Annotated in this window: 14 protein-coding genes and 1 pseudogene; 7 read left to right on the top strand and 8 right to left on the bottom strand. The window is 67.5% G+C overall.

Going from position 1 to position 15,147, the window contains the following annotated elements; genetic code table 11:
• Positions 1–121: 121 nt before the first annotated feature.
• From F6Q13_RS10760 to F6Q13_RS10740, 5 genes and pseudogenes are all read right to left on the bottom strand, one after another.
• Positions 122–1,993 carry an alkyl sulfatase dimerization domain-containing protein gene (locus tag F6Q13_RS10760; protein ID WP_293056071.1) on the bottom strand — a complete coding sequence of 624 codons (1,872 nt, stop codon included), beginning with the start codon at positions 1,991–1,993 and terminating at the stop codon, positions 122–124.
• Between the two features lie 16 nt (positions 1,994–2,009).
• Positions 2,010–3,524, bottom strand: coding sequence for a HAMP domain-containing sensor histidine kinase (locus F6Q13_RS10755; RefSeq protein WP_293056069.1), 1,515 nt, complete (start codon positions 3,522–3,524; stop codon positions 2,010–2,012).
• Positions 3,502–4,206 (bottom strand): response regulator transcription factor, encoded by a 705-nt coding sequence (locus tag F6Q13_RS10750; RefSeq protein WP_293056094.1) that lies wholly within the window; start codon positions 4,204–4,206, stop codon positions 3,502–3,504. The genes F6Q13_RS10755 and F6Q13_RS10750 overlap by 23 nt, the downstream gene beginning before the upstream one ends.
• Before the next feature lie 141 nt (positions 4,207–4,347).
• Positions 4,348–5,280 (bottom strand): class I SAM-dependent methyltransferase, encoded by a 933-nt coding sequence (locus F6Q13_RS10745; protein ID WP_293056092.1) that lies wholly within the window; start codon positions 5,278–5,280, stop codon positions 4,348–4,350.
• Between the two features lie 79 nt (positions 5,281–5,359).
• A pseudogene (locus tag F6Q13_RS10740) lies at positions 5,360–5,772 on the bottom strand (MmcQ/YjbR family DNA-binding protein).
• Between the two features lie 316 nt (positions 5,773–6,088).
• Between F6Q13_RS10740 and F6Q13_RS10735 the strand changes: the two are divergent.
• Complete coding sequence (locus tag F6Q13_RS10735; RefSeq protein ID WP_293056089.1) at positions 6,089–7,081, top strand: phosphotransferase family protein; 993 nt, start codon at positions 6,089–6,091, stop codon at positions 7,079–7,081.
• Between the two features lie 17 nt (positions 7,082–7,098).
• Here F6Q13_RS10735 and F6Q13_RS10730 read toward each other — a convergent pair whose 3' ends face one another.
• Positions 7,099–7,461: an STAS domain-containing protein gene (locus F6Q13_RS10730; RefSeq protein ID WP_293056066.1), complete on the bottom strand. Its 363-nt coding sequence runs from the start codon at positions 7,459–7,461 to the stop codon at positions 7,099–7,101.
• A 205-nt stretch (positions 7,462–7,666) separates the two neighbouring features.
• Here F6Q13_RS10730 and F6Q13_RS10725 point away from each other — a divergent pair, with 205 nt between their 5' ends.
• From F6Q13_RS10725 to F6Q13_RS10705, 5 genes are read left to right on the top strand one after another with little or no spacing between them, the layout of a single operon-like run.
• Positions 7,667–8,569 carry an STAS domain-containing protein gene (locus tag F6Q13_RS10725; protein WP_293056064.1) on the top strand — a complete coding sequence of 301 codons (903 nt, stop codon included), beginning with the start codon at positions 7,667–7,669 and terminating at the stop codon, positions 8,567–8,569.
• Between the two features lie 21 nt (positions 8,570–8,590).
• On the top strand, positions 8,591–8,980 hold the full coding sequence (locus F6Q13_RS10720) for an STAS domain-containing protein (RefSeq protein ID WP_293056062.1): 390 nt from the start codon (positions 8,591–8,593) through the stop codon (positions 8,978–8,980).
• Positions 8,970–9,380 (top strand): ATP-binding protein, encoded by a 411-nt coding sequence (locus F6Q13_RS10715; protein WP_293056087.1) that lies wholly within the window; start codon positions 8,970–8,972, stop codon positions 9,378–9,380. Before F6Q13_RS10720 ends, F6Q13_RS10715 begins: the two co-directional genes overlap by 11 nt.
• Positions 9,373–9,999 (top strand): SpoIIE family protein phosphatase, encoded by a 627-nt coding sequence (locus F6Q13_RS10710; protein WP_293056059.1) that lies wholly within the window; start codon positions 9,373–9,375, stop codon positions 9,997–9,999. The genes F6Q13_RS10715 and F6Q13_RS10710 overlap by 8 nt, the downstream gene beginning before the upstream one ends.
• Positions 9,996–12,233 carry a SpoIIE family protein phosphatase gene (locus F6Q13_RS10705; protein ID WP_293056057.1) on the top strand — a complete coding sequence of 746 codons (2,238 nt, stop codon included), beginning with the start codon at positions 9,996–9,998 and terminating at the stop codon, positions 12,231–12,233. Before F6Q13_RS10710 ends, F6Q13_RS10705 begins: the two co-directional genes overlap by 4 nt.
• Positions 12,234–12,254: 21 nt before the next feature.
• Here F6Q13_RS10705 and F6Q13_RS10700 read toward each other — a convergent pair whose 3' ends face one another.
• Positions 12,255–13,736: a DUF4185 domain-containing protein gene (locus F6Q13_RS10700; RefSeq protein WP_293056054.1), complete on the bottom strand. Its 1,482-nt coding sequence runs from the start codon at positions 13,734–13,736 to the stop codon at positions 12,255–12,257.
• Positions 13,737–13,943: 207 nt separating this feature from the next.
• Here F6Q13_RS10700 and mtf2 point away from each other — a divergent pair, with 207 nt between their 5' ends.
• On the top strand, positions 13,944–14,750 hold the full coding sequence (gene mtf2 / locus F6Q13_RS10695) for a fatty-acid O-methyltransferase Mtf2 (protein WP_293056052.1): 807 nt from the start codon (positions 13,944–13,946) through the stop codon (positions 14,748–14,750).
• Between the two features lie 7 nt (positions 14,751–14,757).
• Here the strand turns inward: mtf2 and F6Q13_RS10690 are convergent, their stop codons facing one another.
• Positions 14,758–15,105, bottom strand: a complete 348-nt coding sequence (locus tag F6Q13_RS10690; protein ID WP_293056085.1) for a hemophore-related protein — start codon at positions 15,103–15,105, stop codon at positions 14,758–14,760.
• Positions 15,106–15,147: the final 42 nt, after the last annotated feature.

Here is a 15,147-nt window from a genome sequence, read left to right as displayed (position 1 = left end):
CGAGCCGAAGTTCGCAACCGTTTCACCCTCGGCGACTGTCGATTGACCGGCGGCGAGATTGCAGCCAGGGTCGTGAATTCCGCCGACAGCACAGCCCTGGCTGCAATCTCGATGCCGCCGATCAGGGCGTCATGATGTTGAACGCGGGATCGGGCCGGTCCAGGACACCGAAAAACGCCTGCAAAGCCGCCCGATCCCCGACGACGTCGAGCCCAGGTGAGTCGAGGTCGCCGAACGCGACCGCCAGCATCCGGGAGGTGTTGGCCAGCGTCACCGTCACATCGGCGGTTGCCGGGTCGGCCGGGACGTTGCGATGCACCAGCACCCCGTTGCGCAACGTCAGCCGGTAGTTGGCGGCCGGCTCGGCGAAACCGATGTCGAGGGCGAGGTGTAAATCCCAGGCCCGGGGCCCGTTGACGCTGATCGCGAGGCTGTCGAAGATCTGCTCCGGGGTCAGCCGGGCCAGCAACGACAGCGACGTCGTCTGCGCCGCCGTACCGAAGTTGCCCTCGCGCAACTCGACGGCGCCGGACAGGAAGAAGTTGCGCCAGGTCGCGTTCTCGGCGCCGTAGGCCAGCTGCTCCAGGGTGTCGGCGTAGAGCTCCCGGGCCGCGGCGTGGGTGCTCTCGGCGAACACGGCATGATCGAGCAGCGTCGCCGCCCAACGGAAGTCACCGTCATCGAAAGCGGTCCTGGCAAGCGCGACCACCCGGTCGGTGCCGCCCATGGCCTCGACGTAACGGGTGGCCAGCGCCTCGGGCGGATGTGCCCACAAGCGGGCCGGGTTGCCGTCGAACCAGCCCATGTAGCGCTGGTAGACCGCCTTGACGTTGTGGCTGACGGACCCGTAGTAGCCGTGGGTATGCCAGGCGTTCTCCAGAGCCGGCGGCAGCTGAAACATTTCGGCGATCTCGACCCCGGTGTAGCCCTGGTTGAGCAACCGCAGCGTCTGGTCGTGCAGATACGCGTACAGGTCGCGTTGCAGCGAGAGGAACTCGACGATGCGCGCACGACCCCAGGTCGGCCAGTGGTGGGAGGCGAACACGACATCGGCGCGGTCGGCGAACACATCGATGGCCTCGGTGAGATATCCCGACCACGCGTGCGGGTCGCGCACCAGCGCCCCGCGCAGCGTCAGCAGATTGTGCAGATTGTGGGTGGCGTTCTCGGCCATGCACAGTGCACGGAATTGCGGGAAATAGAAGTGCATTTCGGCCGGGGCCTCGGTACCCGGAGCGAGCTGGAACTCGATTCGCACCCCGTCGATCGTGTGGGTCTCCCCGGTCGCCCGGATGTCGACCGTCGGCACGATCAGCGCCACCTCACCGGCCGACGGTGCCTGGCCCAGGCCACAGCCGACTTGCCCCAGCGGGCCGCGCGGCAACATCGTGCCGTACATGTAGGTGGCGCGGCGCGCCATGGCCGGGCCGGCGTAGACGTTCTCCTGCACGGCGTGATCGGTGAAACCCTGCGGCGCCAGCACCGCCACCCGTCCCGCGTCCACGTCGGCCTGGGTGGTCACACCGAGCACTCCACCGAAGTGGTCGACGTGACTGTGGGTGTAGATCACCGCTACGACGGGCCGGTCCTGTCGATGGGTCCGGTACAGCGCCAGCGCCGCCGCCGCCACTTCGGTGGACACCAGCGGGTCGATGACGATGATCCCGGTGTCGCCCTCGACGAAGGTGATGTTGGAAATGTCGAGCCCGCGGACCTGGTAGATGCCCGGCACCACCTCGTAGAGGCCTTGTTTGGCGGTCAGCGTGGATTGCCGCCACAAGCTGGGATGCACCGAGGTCGGGGCGTCACCGCTGAGAAACGAGTAGACGTCGTTGTCCCACACCACGCGGCCGTCGGCAGCTTTGACGACGCAGGGAGTCAGTGCCGCGATGAATCCGCGGTCGGCGTCGGCGAAATCCGCCGCGTCGTCGAGGGGCAGGGCGCCGGCACGGTGCGCCGACACGATGGCCGGGGTCGGGGGCTTGTGGTTCACCGGGCTAACTTTGCCACTAGTCGGCGTGACACGCGCGGGCCGCGAGCGGCAGCCGCACCGCGAATTGGGTGCGGCCCGGCGCACTGGATACGCCGATGGTGCCGCCGTGTGCTTTCACCACCGCCCAGACGATCGCCAGACCCAAGCCGGTACTTCCGCCCTTGCGGGACCGGGAGGTGTCGCCGCGGGAAAACCGCTCGAAAATCTCCGACTGCAACGGGCCCGGGATGCCCGGACCGGTGTCGGTGACGGTCAGGACGGCCAGTCCCGGATCGGTGCTCAACCGCGTCGTCACGACGGTTCCCGGGCCGGTGTGAATGCGGGCATTGGCGAGCAGATTCGTCATCACCTGATGCAGCCGGGCACCATCGCCGGAGACGATCACCGGCTCGTCGGGCAGCTCGAGATCCCACCGGTGGTCGGGCCCGGCGACATGGGCATCGCTGACCGCGTCGATGGCCAGCTGCGACAGATCGACCGGCTCACACTGCAGCGGGCGGCCGGAATCGAGCCGGGCCAGCAACAGCAGGTCTTCGACGAGTCGGGTCATGCGTTCGGTTTCCGACTGCACCCGGCTCAGCGCATGCACCGCCGCCTCGGTGTCCTCACCGACCCGTCGGGCCAGTTCGGTGTAGCCGCGGATAGCGGCCAGCGGGGTGCGCAGTTCGTGGCTGGCGTCGGCGACGAACTGGCGCACCCGGGTTTCGCTGGCCTGACGCGCCGACAACGCGGCCGCGATGTGGTCGAGCATCCGATTGACCGCGGAGCCGAGTTGGCCGACCTCGGTGCGCGGGTCGGCGTCGGGTTCGGGCACCCGCACCGGCAGCGCCACTTCGCCGCGGTCCAGCGGCAGGTCGACGACTTCACCGGCAGTGCGCGCCACCCGCCGCAGCGGGGCCAGGGCACTGCGGATGACGACGATGCCGGCGCTTGTCGCCGCGGCCAGCGTGATCACGGTGACCACCCCGAAGATGATCAGCACCCGGATCATCGTGGCGTTGACGTGGGCCATCGACAAACCGGTGACGATGACGTCGCCGCCGTGGCGGGCCGGCGCGGCGACGACCCGGTAGCGGCCCAGGCCGCCGAGCTCGCGGGTCACCGGTGTCCGACCGGGCGGGATCTTCGCCAACTGAACTTTGGCGCTGTCGGACAGCGCCGCCCGGGCGCCGGTCGTGGTCAGGTAGCCGGCATCCACGACCACGCCCCCGCGGACCACGGCGGCGACCATGCCGACCGGCTGGCCCGGCGCATCCAGGAATTCCGGGCCCGGCCCCGGCCGCGGATAGGCCCGCTGGCGATGCCGCCACGGTGCCGGCGACGACAGTGGCGCGCTGAATATCCGCACCGAACGGTGCGACGCGTCGTGCACTTGACCATCGAGCTGTCCGACCAGATAGCGGTACAAGGCCAGCTCGGTCACGGTGCCGATTCCCACACAGGCGATGGCCAACACGATGGTCTGGCCGACCAGCAGCCGAACCCGAAGTGACCAGGCCCGCCGCCCGCTAGCGGGTCGGCTTGAGGACATAGCCGGCGCCGCGCAGGGTATGGATCATCGGCTCGCGCCCGTGGTCGATTTTCTTGCGCAGATACGAGATGTAGAGCTCGACGATGTTGGACCGGCCGCCGAAGTCGTAATTCCATACCCGGTCCAGGATCTGAGCCTTGCTCAGCACCCGCCGGGCGTTGCGCATCAGGAAGCGCAGCAGCTCGAACTCGGTGGACGTCAACGCGATCGGCTGGCCCGCACGGGTGACCTCGCGACTGTCCTCGTCGAGCACCAGGTCGCCGACGACGATCTGCGCGCCGCTGTCGACCGTTGTCACACCGGTGCGCCGCAGCAACGCACGCAACCGCAGCACCACCTCTTCGAGGCTGAACGGTTTGGTGACGTAGTCGTCGCCGCCGGCGGTCAATCCGGCGATGCGGTCCTCCACCGCGTCCTTGGCGGTGAGCATCAGCACCGGCAGCTGCGGATGGTGTTCGCGCAGTGTGCGTAACACGTCGAGCCCGCTCACGTCGGGCAGCATGACGTCGAGCACCACCGCATCCGGTGGCCGTGCCCGCGCCGCGGCCAGCGCCGATGCGCCGTCGCCGGCGGTGTCGATGATCCAGCCTTCATAGCGCAGCGCCATCGACACCATTTCGGCGAGAACGGGCTCGTCGTCGACGACCAGCACAGTGACCGGGCTGCCGTCGGCGCGACACATCACGACACGGTCGACCGATCCCCGGGGCTGGCTCACGTCCCCGAGTATCCGCACGTGCATGTGCCACCACTGTGGCAACCCTATGGGCGCGCTGTGAACCGCGCGGGTAGGCGCGGTGCCGACGTGGTGTCGGCCGCCTCCTCAGCCCACCGGCCGGCGGGCGGAGACGAAAACCGTCGGGGGCATCACGTCCTCCTCGGGGATGCTGCGGCCATGGCGGGCCAGCATCTCCGCCATCGCGACCACCGAGGCGTACCAGCCATGCGCACGCAGCCATTCGCCGATGTCGCTGCGCTCCTCGGCGTACCACAGATCCTCGACGTTGGGTACCTCGATGTCGGTGAGCTGCGCCGCCGCGGCGTGCAGGCGCTCCATTCGCCGGCGCTGTCGCGCCAGCCGTTCCGGGTTGAGAAAATCTCCGCCGGGGGCATTGGCCGCCAGCCAACTCCCCTCGGCGCTGAGCGAATGGACCCGCTCGATCAGCAGCTGCTCCGCGGCCGCCGGCAGGTACCGCAACAGCCCCTCGGCCGACCACGCGGTCGGTTGCGCCGGGTCGAACCCCACCCGGGTAAGCGCGGTAGGCCAGTCGCGGCGCAGATCTATTGGGACACTCACCAAGTCGCACAAGGGCTGTGCACCGTGCTCGGCCAGCGTGGCCGACTTGAACTCCAGCACCTTGGGCTGGTCGAGCTCGTACACGGTGACGCCGTCCGGCCACGGCAACCGCCAGGCGCGCGCATCCAACCCCGCCGCCAGGATCACCACCTGCCGGATTCCGGCCGCGGCCGCTTCGAGGAAAAACTCGTCGAAGAACGCGGTGCGCACGGCCATGAAGTCGACCATCGCGCGCCGCACGGCACGCAGTTCCGGGTCGGCCAGTTTGGTCCACATCTCGGGATCGGCCATCAGAGTCCACATGCCTTGCCCGGCCGCCTCGACGAACAGCCGCGCGAAAGGGTCTCGGATGAGCGGGTTTTCGCTGTCGGTCTCGACCGCCCGGGCTGCCGCGACACCCAGCGCCGTCGACCCCACGCTTTCGGTGATATCCCAGGAATCGTCGTTGGTCCGCTGCACCGTCATTGCTCCTATCGCCGCTACGCCAGCATCGCACGGTACCCGTCCCGCCTGAGAAGCAGCGCCGGCGACCGGCCGGCTATCGAGGATCAGCGGCGAGCCACTCGGCCGCCCGGCGCTTCGACGCCCGCGACAGCCAGGCACCTTCGATGAGCTCGGCCAGCTCGGTCCTGCTGACATCGGCTAACCTACTGGCCCGTACCAGCACCGACGGGTGGCCGTCGAACCGCCCGGTAGTGAAAAATGGCGAATCCGGGTCCTGCACCAGCGCCAACTTCTCGCTCTCGGATTCCACCCAGATCATGATCACGTCGGCGAAGCGCGCCCCGTATCGGGGTCGGCGGCGTCGGGTTGCGGGGTTCGGAAGAACACGAACGACTTGCCCCCGACCTGGTAAATCGCGTTGCCCTTTGGTCCTTCAATGCGCTGGGTGTACGGCATCGCAGCGGCGATGTCATGGACGTCGTTCAGGCGTGCCGGTCTATCGGTCATGAGCCTGCCGCTGCGGCATGATCGTCTGTATCGCAATTGCCTGTATCGCTTTGAGTGATCGCCGATTGATCGTTGCACCACTGCTCGATGTAATGAAAATCTTTATCGCTGAGCATCTCTGCTGCTGCCCTCAGGTATGCCGACAGGTGTCCAGGTCGTCGGCAGAGCCGTTCTCGACGAACTCGGTCCAACGTTGGATCACCGGCGGCGTCATACCGAGATCTTTGCAGAGCGGCGTCTCCTATACCGCGACCCGGCCGGCGCCGAAGACGGTAGCTTCAGCACCGTGGAGAACCTGGAAGCGGTAGCCGAATGGATGTCGCGGCAGGGCCTCGGCGAGGGCCCACTGGAGGGCGTCTGCGAGATCAGCGGCGGAACGCAGAACGTCATGCTGCGGTTCACCCGATCCGGGCGACCTTACGTGCTGCGGCGCGGACCGCGGCACCTGCGTCCGCGCAGCAACACCGTGATTCTGCGGGAGACCCGGATGCTGGCCGCTCTGGCCGGCACCGACGTGCCGCACCCCCACCTGATCGCCGTCTGCGACGACCCGGGCGTGCTCGGCGACGCCGTCTTCTACCTGATGGAACCCGTCGAGGGGTTCAACGCCGGCGTAGAACTCCCGCCGCTGCACGCCACCGACCCGCAGGTGCGGTTCGAGATGGGATTGTCAATGGCCGACGCGCTGGCCAAGCTGGGTGCCGTCGACTACGTTGCGGTCGGGCTGGCCGACTTCGGCAAACCCGAGGGGTTTTTGGAACGCCAAGTGCCGCGCTGGCTTTCGGAACTGCAGTCCTACCGGGAGTTCGACAATTATCCCGGGCCCGACATCCCGGGCGTCGACGACGTCGCCAAGTGGCTCGAGCAGGGCCGGCCGTCGGCGTGGACGCCGGGCATCATGCACGGCGACTACCACGCCGGCAACGTGATGTTCTCACGCACCGGGCCCGACGTCGTCGCGATCGTCGACTGGGAGATGTGCACCATCGGCGACCCGCTGCTGGATCTGGGCTGGTTGCTGGCCACCTGGCAGCAGAACGACGGCACCAACGTGTTCGGCCACAAGCTCACCGAGATGGGCGGATTGGCGAGCCCCCGCGACCTGCTGGAGCGCTACGCCGCCCACACCACCCGCGACCTGTCGCACATCACCTGGTACACGGTGCTGGCCTGCTTCAAACTCGGCATCGTGATCGAGGGCACCCTGGCCAGAGCGTGCGCCGGCAAGGCGCCGCGAGACGTCGGCGACCAACTGCACGCAGCCACCCTGCGGCTGTTCGAGCAGGCACTGACGCTGATGGACACGTGATCTGCCGGCGAGCCGGCTCACTCGGCGCTCGTGCGCAGCGCCTGCAACGCCTCGTCCAGCGTGGGATACAGCGCAAACACCTTGTCGAGACCGGTCAGCTCAATCGGCCTACTGGCCGCTCGGCTGCTCGCAACCACCGCGACCTGAACCGATTCGCCGACCCTGTCGTGGGTGGCAGCCAGGATCCGCAGCCCGACCGAGGCCATGAACTGCACCTGCGACAGCTCGATCACGAGCACCGCGGGTTCGTGCGCCAGCGCATCGCCGATCGCTGCCTCGAAGGCCGCGGCGGTGTTCAGGTCGATCTCCCCGGCGACGCGCACGACCGTGGCCCCATTGCGGCGGGCGACAGAGGTGCTGATCGGTTGTTCGGATGTCAACGGTCGTCCTTTACGTGGAGCCGGTACCTGGAGCCGGACCGCTTCGGGTGGGAATAGCGCCGACCCGTACCCCACCGTCGCAAAACTTCGGAGCAAAACCCGGTAGCGAAACTTGAGAAATAATACTTCACCGGCCGGCCCCGGGATGCTCGGTTACTCTGGGCCGAAGATTCGCGGCTATGGCCTGCAGTCGTCGGGAGGTCCGATGTCAGATCCGTCGCTGGACCTGGCGGGTGCCGGTGCCCTCACCCAGGCAGCGGCAGTCGCCGGCGAGAGTTTGCTGCCGCAGCTGGTTCAGCATCTGCGGCACAATCGCACCGCGCTGCGAGAGGAGTGGGCCCGGCGGATCACCGCGGCGGAACTGCTCACCGCGATGTCGCCGGAAGAGCTTTTCTCCGAGGCCACCGCCGTCTACGACAACTACGTCGAGGTACTCGAGACCGGAAGTGTGGAGGCGCTGCAGGCCTATGCGCGCGACCTGTCCGAGCGGATCATTCCCCGCGGGGTGGAGACAGACGAGGTCGTGGGCATCGTGCTGCTGCTGCGTGACGTGCTCGCGCGCTCGCTCTTCGAGAAGTACCAATCGGATTTCGAGATGCTCAACCGGGTGCTCGACGCCTACGAGCCCGCGGCCAACCGCATCGCCAACACCGTCGCTGTCAGCTTCGTCCAAGAGCGTGAGCGCATCATCCGGCAGCAGGAGGAGGCCATCCGGGAGCTGTCCACGCCGGTGCTCCAGGTGCGCGAGCAGCTGCTGATCCTGCCGATCATCGGTGTCCTGGACAGTCAGCGGGCCCGGCAGGTCACGGAACAACTGCTGAGAGCGATTCGGGCCAACCGGGCCAAGGTCGTGGTCATCGACATCACCGGCGTTCCGGCCATCGACTCCACGGTGGCCAACCACCTGGTTCAGACGGTGGAAGCGTCCGGGTTGATGGGCGCGAACGTGATCATCACCGGTCTGTCGTCGGAGATTGCGCTGACCCTGGTAACCATCGGAGTGGACCTGTCGAAGATGAACGCCGTCGGCGATCTGCAGGGCGGCATCGAAGCGGCCGAGCGCATGCTCGGCTACGCTGTCACCCGCACCGGCGAGCAGAGCAGGTAAGCACGCCATCGCGAGCGCCCGATGCCAGTGCCCATCCTGAAGCAGGGACCGATCCTCATCGCCACAGTGCGCTCGGCACTGAGCGACTCCGACACCGAGCAATTCCGCGACGAGCTGATGCAACGCGTCAACGAGTCGCGGGCCAAAGGCATTATCGTCGATATCACCGCGATGGATGTGCTCGATTCGTTCGCCGCGCGGTCGCTGCAAACCATCGCACGAATGACCCGGTTGCGCGGCGCCAGCACCGTGATCGTCGGTGTGGCGCCGGAGGTCGCTTTTGCGATGGTCCAGTTGGGTCTTGCGTTTCACGACATGGACACGGCGCTGGATTTGGAAGAAGGTCTCGCGCTGCTGAATCACAAACTCGGGCTCGGCCGATCGACGGATGGACCCAGCAGTGCCGGGTGACATCGTCGTCGATGTGGGCCACCCCGACGACATCATCGCCGCGCGTCAAGCCGGCCATCGTCTGGCCTGTGAACTGGGTTTTTCGCTCACGGACGTGACGATGATTGCCACGGCGATCTCCGAGATCGCCCGCAACATCACCAGTTACGCCGGAGCGGGGGCGGTCCTTGTCACCGTGGCCTACCGGGAGGGACGTCCGGCCTTGGTGGTGCGAGCCGAAGACCACGGCCCGGGTATCGCCGATGTCGAAAGAGCCCTCGAGGATGGTTTTTCCACCGGGCCCGGGCTCGGGATGGGACTGCCGGGCGCACGCCGGCTGATGGACCGGTTGGTGGTGGACTCCGAGCCCGGCCGCGGCACGGTCGTCGAGATGTGGAAATGGGTTCCGCCGGATGGTTGAGCACGGTCGGTTCGGGCTGATCGAGTGGGCGGCCGCGGGGCGCGCCCTCGCGGGCGAGCGGGTGTGCGGTGACCGCGCGATCGCGGTCGGCGTGGACGGCGCCGGCGTGCTGGTCGGTGTGTTGGACGGCCTGGGCCATGGTGCGGAGGCGGCGACCGCGGCCGGCTGCGGAGTGGAGGTGCTGCGAGGCGCCCGCACGGAGTCCCTGGACGTCTTGGTCCGGCTCTGTCACCGGGCGCTGACGGCTACCCGCGGGGCGGCCATGACCTTGGCACGCATCGACGACACGCGCGGCACGCTGCGCTGGATCGGTATCGGCAATGTCACGGCCAACCTGGTCGCCAAACGCCCGGGCGGCATCGCCGTGCGGTCGTCGGTGCGCTCGGCCGCCGGCATCGTCGGTTACCGGCTTCCGGAGGTTTTAACCCCGCAGGAAGTGTCAATCCGGCCTGGTGACGTGCTCATCATCGCCAGCGACGGTATCGGGGAGAACCACATGACCAGCATCGACTTCGCCGCCCCTGCGCTGGTGAATGCCCGGCAAATCCTGGCCGACCACGCCAAAAGCACCGACGACGCGCTGGTGCTCGTCGCACGCCACCGCGGCACTTCGCGATGACGAACACCGCCGACGACTTCTACGTCCGTTATGCCCGAGCGCTGTCGCGCTATCTGCAGACGCGCGACGAGGCGACTCTGGCCATCGGCCAGGAACTCGGGCGCCGTGCCCTGCAGGACGGCATCAGCACGCTGGAGATCGTCGAGAAACATTTCCGGATGGTCGACGACTCCGCCGAGGGGCGGTCGGCCGTCGACCGATCGGTCGCGCTGGAGTTTTTGTTGCAGGCGCTGGCCCCGCTCGATGTCGCGACACGCGGATTCCTCGACCGCACGAGACGCTACGAAGAACAACGGGCACGGGCGGAGACCCTCGCCGATCGCGACGAGTTCCGCAGCGCACTGGTGAATTCCCTGCAGGAGGGATTCTTCGTCGCCGACGCGGAAGGCGCCGTCGTCGAGATCAACGAGGCCTTCACCAAGATCACCGGCTACCCCGCGGAGGAGACGCCCTACCGCTGGCCGTATCCGTGGCTGGTTGACGCCCAAGCGGCGCTGCGGCAGGGTGACCGGCTCTCCCGGGACGACCAGATCCGCTACGAGACCCCGATTCGCCACCGCGACGGCCGTCTGGTGTGGGTGACGGCGAACGTCAGCACGGTGTACACCGAGTCCGCCAACGGGGACGTGTACGTGGGGACGATTCGGGACATCACCGCCGAGCGGGCGTTCGCCGCGCGGGAAAGCGCCGTGTTGCGGCTGGCCACCGCCGTAGCGGTGGCCAAAAACATGGCCGACGTGCTCTCGATCACTCTCGACGAATGCCGAACGGCGATCGGCGTGTCGCGGGTGGTGGGCGCCACCTGGTCCCCCGACGGCGGCGACCCCGCGATCCAGGTGGCAGGTGAGCCGGCCGCGACGACCTGGCGAGACATCGACCCGCTGCTGCAACGAACCTTTACCGAGGCACGCCGGCAGTTGCCGCTGACCGTGCAGCCGGTCGAGGCCGCGACAACGCCGGGCGCGTCGAGCGGAATAGTTGCGGTGCTCTCCAGTGGCGGAGACGTCGTGTTGTGGCTGGAATTGCGCACCCCCCGGCGAATCAGCGCAGAGGAGCGCCTGCTGGTGACGGTTTTAGTCGGTCATCTCAGCCTGGCCATCCAGCATGTCCGCCAGTTCGAGGCGGCCCGCGAGACATCGTTGACGCTGCAGCGCGCGATGCTGCCGCCGATGGACCCCCCCGCCGGTTTCGCGGTTCGCTACGAACCGGCCGTCTCGCCGCTGCAGATCGGTGGCGACTGGTATGACGTGCTGCCGCTGGGCGACCACCGTATCGGCGTCATCGTCGGTGACTGCGTCGGCCGCGGGCTGGCGGCGGCCGCGGTGATGGGTCAGCTTCGCAGCTCCGCCCGCGCACTGTTGCTGACCGGAGCCGACCCGGCGATGGTGCTCGAGCAACTCGATTCGGTCGCCGAGTTCATCCCGGACGCCTTTTGCTCCACGGTGTTTCTGGCAACTCTGGACACCGAATCCGGTGTGTTGTGCTACAGCAGCGCCGGCCACCTGCCGGCTGTGCTCGCCGCACCTCATTGCGGCGCCGTCTTGCTGTCGGAAGCCCAATCGGTGCCTCTTGCGGTGCAGCGCAAGTCTTCCCGGTCGCAGGCAACGGTAAATCTGATCCCGGGGTCGACGCTGATGCTCTACACCGACGGTCTGGTCGAGCGACGGAATGTGGGGATCGACGATGGAATCGCGCGCGTCGCCGCCGTTGTCGCGAGCCGGCTGAACGTTCCGGTGGAAGACGTCGCGGATGCGGCGCTTGCCGAGCTGATGCCGCCCGGGGGATACGACGACGACGTCGCAATCGTGGTCTATCGGCGGCCATTTCCCGCACTGTCGATCGACATGGCGGCGACTGCACCGGAATTGGCCGTCCTGCGGCGTCAGCTCGACGCGTGGTTGCGCGACGTTGCCGTCCCGGAGATCCTGGCGGCCGACGTCGTGCTGTCGGTCAGCGAGGCCTGCGCCAACAGCATCGAGCACGGCTACCGCGGACACCGACCGGGCACAGTGCGGGTCGAGGCGCACTGCGACGGCGCCCGGGTGCAGGTCCGCATCGTCGATTCCGGGTCGTGGAAACCGGCCCCGGCGGTTTCGGCTAATCGTGGCCGCGGGTTGCAGCTGATCCGCGCGGTCAGCGACTGGATAAACCTCGACTGCACCCCGTCGGGCACTACCGTCGAGCTGACCTTCCGGATCCCGGCGGATAGCGCTGTCCATCAGATGACGATGTGAGCGCCGATCACCGCTCGAGCGCTACGGCAGCGCGGTGTGCATGAGCATCACGTCGTAGGCCGACCACAGCGACAGGTTGAAATAAAGGTCTTTGCCCGAGGACCAGGGGTGGATCATCGGCGCGTAAATGCCGCCGGGCATTTGAAAGGACGAGACGAGAACCTGCTCGGGACTCCACGGTCCTTGCGGCGCCGGAGCAGTACGTGCGACGACGTCGTTGCTGGCACCGTTGGTGTAGAGCAGCAGGTACTGCTTGAGGTAGCTGTTGTATTGCGCCGACATCTCACCGGCCGGACCCGGGATGATCGGCGTGGCCGCCCCGGGATTGCCGGGGACCCAGCTGTTCTGGTCGCCGTTCCAGTACTGGTATTTGGTCAGGTCCGGCACAAAAGCCTGGGGAACTCGGGCCAGGTAGATGGCACCGCCCCGTCCGGACGGGGTCCCGAACGAGTAAAGGTAGTCGTCGTTACCCCGCAGGAACGCACCCATCTGGAAGTTCTCATTGCCTGGAACGTACGGGACTCCCGGGACGGCGTCGGGCGAAGTCGCCCGGATGGTATTGGGGTAGATGCCCCAGTTTTGGCCATTGTCGCGGGACACCGCGAGGGCCGAGTAGTTCGTCGACCACTCACCGTCGCGGCCCCACTGCTTGATGGACATGAAGTTCATGTATTGGTTTCGCCCCACCGAGATCCCGGCGGTCGGAATCATCCCCTCCTGGGAGCGTGCCAACTTGATACCCGGCGTGAGCTGCTTGGAAAAGTTCGGCAGCGCCAGCGGTGAGCCGGAGTAGATGTTGGACGGCACCCCGTCGCTGACGGTGATGCCGTCGGCCAAGTCGTGGTCTTGGCTGCGGAACATCGTGTTGTAGCGCCATTGCTGGCCGTGCACCCGGCAGTAGCCGAACGTGTCGCCGAAAGCCATGAGCACCTGCGGGTTGGTGGGGTCCCCGTTGTCCCACGCGACCCCCAGATCGGTCCCGGAGATGCCGAAACGATCGAGGGTTTTGTTGGGACTGTTGGGCCCGGTCACCCATTCCACGAGCGAGGTCGGGGCTCCCGCGATCGACGGTGGCGGTTCTGCCGCCTGGGCGGGCTCCGGCGGCGGCGCGGCATCGGGGGCCGGCGCGGGGTTCGGGGCCGGCGCGGCATTCGGAATCGCCGGAGTGGCCGCTGCCGGCGGGTTCGGCGCCGGGGGAACGACCGCCGCCTGCTGCCGCACCGGCGCGGTGGATTGGGCGATCGGGCTGAGCAAGGACGAGATCAGCGGCCCGAGCCTGGGCAACGGCGCACGCTCGTTGGCGCCGCGCGGCCGGCGTGCACTCGGCGGGCGGACCGCCGGCGAGGGGGACGTCACCGGGGAACCGGGCGGGGGATCGACGTTCGCCGCGGGGTCTTTGCACGTCGCAGCGGTCGCCGGCGGCGCGAGGCTGATCGGGACGACGAGGCCGCAAGCGGCGGCCGATGTCACCCACACCCAGACGATTCGAAGAATCGTCGACATGTCACACCTTTCAGGAGCAGGAACACCAGCAGCGACGCCCGCAGGGGCCACCTGTGACGATAGTGGTGTGTGTGCAGGGTGTTATCAGTGATGCACTGATGGGTATCCATCTGTGACCGTGTCGCAACCCACGCAGGCAGGGCCGGGCAACGCTCGCGCCGGGACGCCGCGTGTGGAGGCGGCACCACGCCCTGTCATACTGCGCCCATGGCGCTGAAGAACCCCGTGTTCCGCAACCTGATCACCTGGAGGCCGAGTCAGCGGGGTCAGAAATATTTCTATCCCTACGCCACTCGCCCCCTCGCCGACGAAGACGTCGTGTTCCTCAACTACGGTTACGAGCAGGATCCGCCGATGGCGCTGCCGCTGGACCCCTGCGACGAGCCCAATCGATACTGCATCCAGCTCTACCATCGCACGGCGACTCAGGTGGACCTGCGCGGCAAGCGGGTGCTCGAGGTCGGTTGCGGGCACGGCGGCGGCGCCTCCTACCTCATGCGCACCCTGGAACCGGCCGCCTACACGGGGCTGGACCTGAACCCGGCCGGCATCGCCTTCTGCCGCAAAAGGCACGACCTGGCCGACTTGGATTTCGTGCGCGGCGACGCCGAGAACCTACCGTTCCCCGACCAGTCCTTCGACGCGGTGATCAACATCGAATCCTCGCTGCACTATGTGCGGTTCCCGCGTTTCCTGGCCGAGGTGGCGCGCGTGCTCAGGCCGGGAGGGCATTTCCTCTACGCCGATTTCCGGCCTGCCCGCCGTATCGCGGCCTGGGAGGCGGCGCTGGAGAGCACCGTGCTGAGGATGATCTCGCGACGGGTGATCAACGCCGAGGTGTTGCGGGGGATGGAGAAAAATTCCGGGCAGTGGCTGGGTCGGATCGACCGCCACGTGCCGGCACCTTTCCGCGGCTTTGCCCGCGACATGGCGGGAGTGCCGGCGATGACGCTCTATCAGGAGATGCAGCGCGGCGGGCTCTCCTACCGGATGTACTGCTTCGCCAAGCCGTGAGCCGCGGTCAGTAGTTGTTGCAGGTGTTGGCAACCTCCTGGAAGATGCCGAAGTACCGCTGGGCCGCGGGCGAGCTCTGCAGCTGCTCGGCGATCTGCATCCGCCGACTCGGCGGCGAGGCGAGGAACTCGCGCAACGCGGACTGTGCCAGCGGTGAGGAGTTGAACTGCGCGGCCGCTGCCGGGTCTTGCGCGTTCAACGCCGCGACCGCCTGCGGGTAACTGCACGTCGTGTTGACGATCGGACCCAGATCGGGATCGGCCGACGCGACCCCGCCTCCCGCGCCCAGCAACGCCAGCCCGCCAACCGCGACGGCCAGCCTGCCCAACGACGTCAATCGCGCCGTTAACCTCATCGGCGATTCGCTCATGTGCGGATTCCTTCCCACTGATGGCTC

The organism is Mycobacterium sp. (assembly GCF_008709575.1).
Classification (GTDB): Bacteria; Actinomycetota; Actinomycetes; order Mycobacteriales; family Mycobacteriaceae; genus Mycobacterium.
This window is presented reverse-complemented; position numbering and strand designations above follow the sequence as displayed.

Bases quoted from the DNA above. Each gene is read 5' to 3' on its own strand.
- F6Q13_RS10755 (WP_293056069.1), bottom strand. From the start codon at position 3,524: ATGTCCTCAAGCCGACCCGCTAGCGGGCGGCGGGCCTGGTCACTTCGG.
- F6Q13_RS10750 (WP_293056094.1), bottom strand. From the start codon at position 4,206: ATGTGTCGCGCCGACGGCAGCCCGGTCACTGTGCTGGTCGTCGACGAC.
- F6Q13_RS10735 (WP_293056089.1), top strand. From the start codon at position 6,089: ATGTCGCGGCAGGGCCTCGGCGAGGGCCCACTGGAGGGCGTCTGCGAG.
- F6Q13_RS10725 (WP_293056064.1), top strand. From the start codon at position 7,667: ATGTCAGATCCGTCGCTGGACCTGGCGGGTGCCGGTGCCCTCACCCAG.
- F6Q13_RS10720 (WP_293056062.1), top strand. From the start codon at position 8,591: ATGCCAGTGCCCATCCTGAAGCAGGGACCGATCCTCATCGCCACAGTG.
- F6Q13_RS10710 (WP_293056059.1), top strand. From the start codon at position 9,373: ATGGTTGAGCACGGTCGGTTCGGGCTGATCGAGTGGGCGGCCGCGGGG.
- F6Q13_RS10705 (WP_293056057.1), top strand. From the start codon at position 9,996: ATGACGAACACCGCCGACGACTTCTACGTCCGTTATGCCCGAGCGCTG.
- F6Q13_RS10700 (WP_293056054.1), bottom strand. From the start codon at position 13,736: ATGTCGACGATTCTTCGAATCGTCTGGGTGTGGGTGACATCGGCCGCC.
- mtf2 (WP_293056052.1), top strand. From the start codon at position 13,944: ATGGCGCTGAAGAACCCCGTGTTCCGCAACCTGATCACCTGGAGGCCG.
- F6Q13_RS10690 (WP_293056085.1), bottom strand. From the start codon at position 15,105: ATGAGGTTAACGGCGCGATTGACGTCGTTGGGCAGGCTGGCCGTCGCG.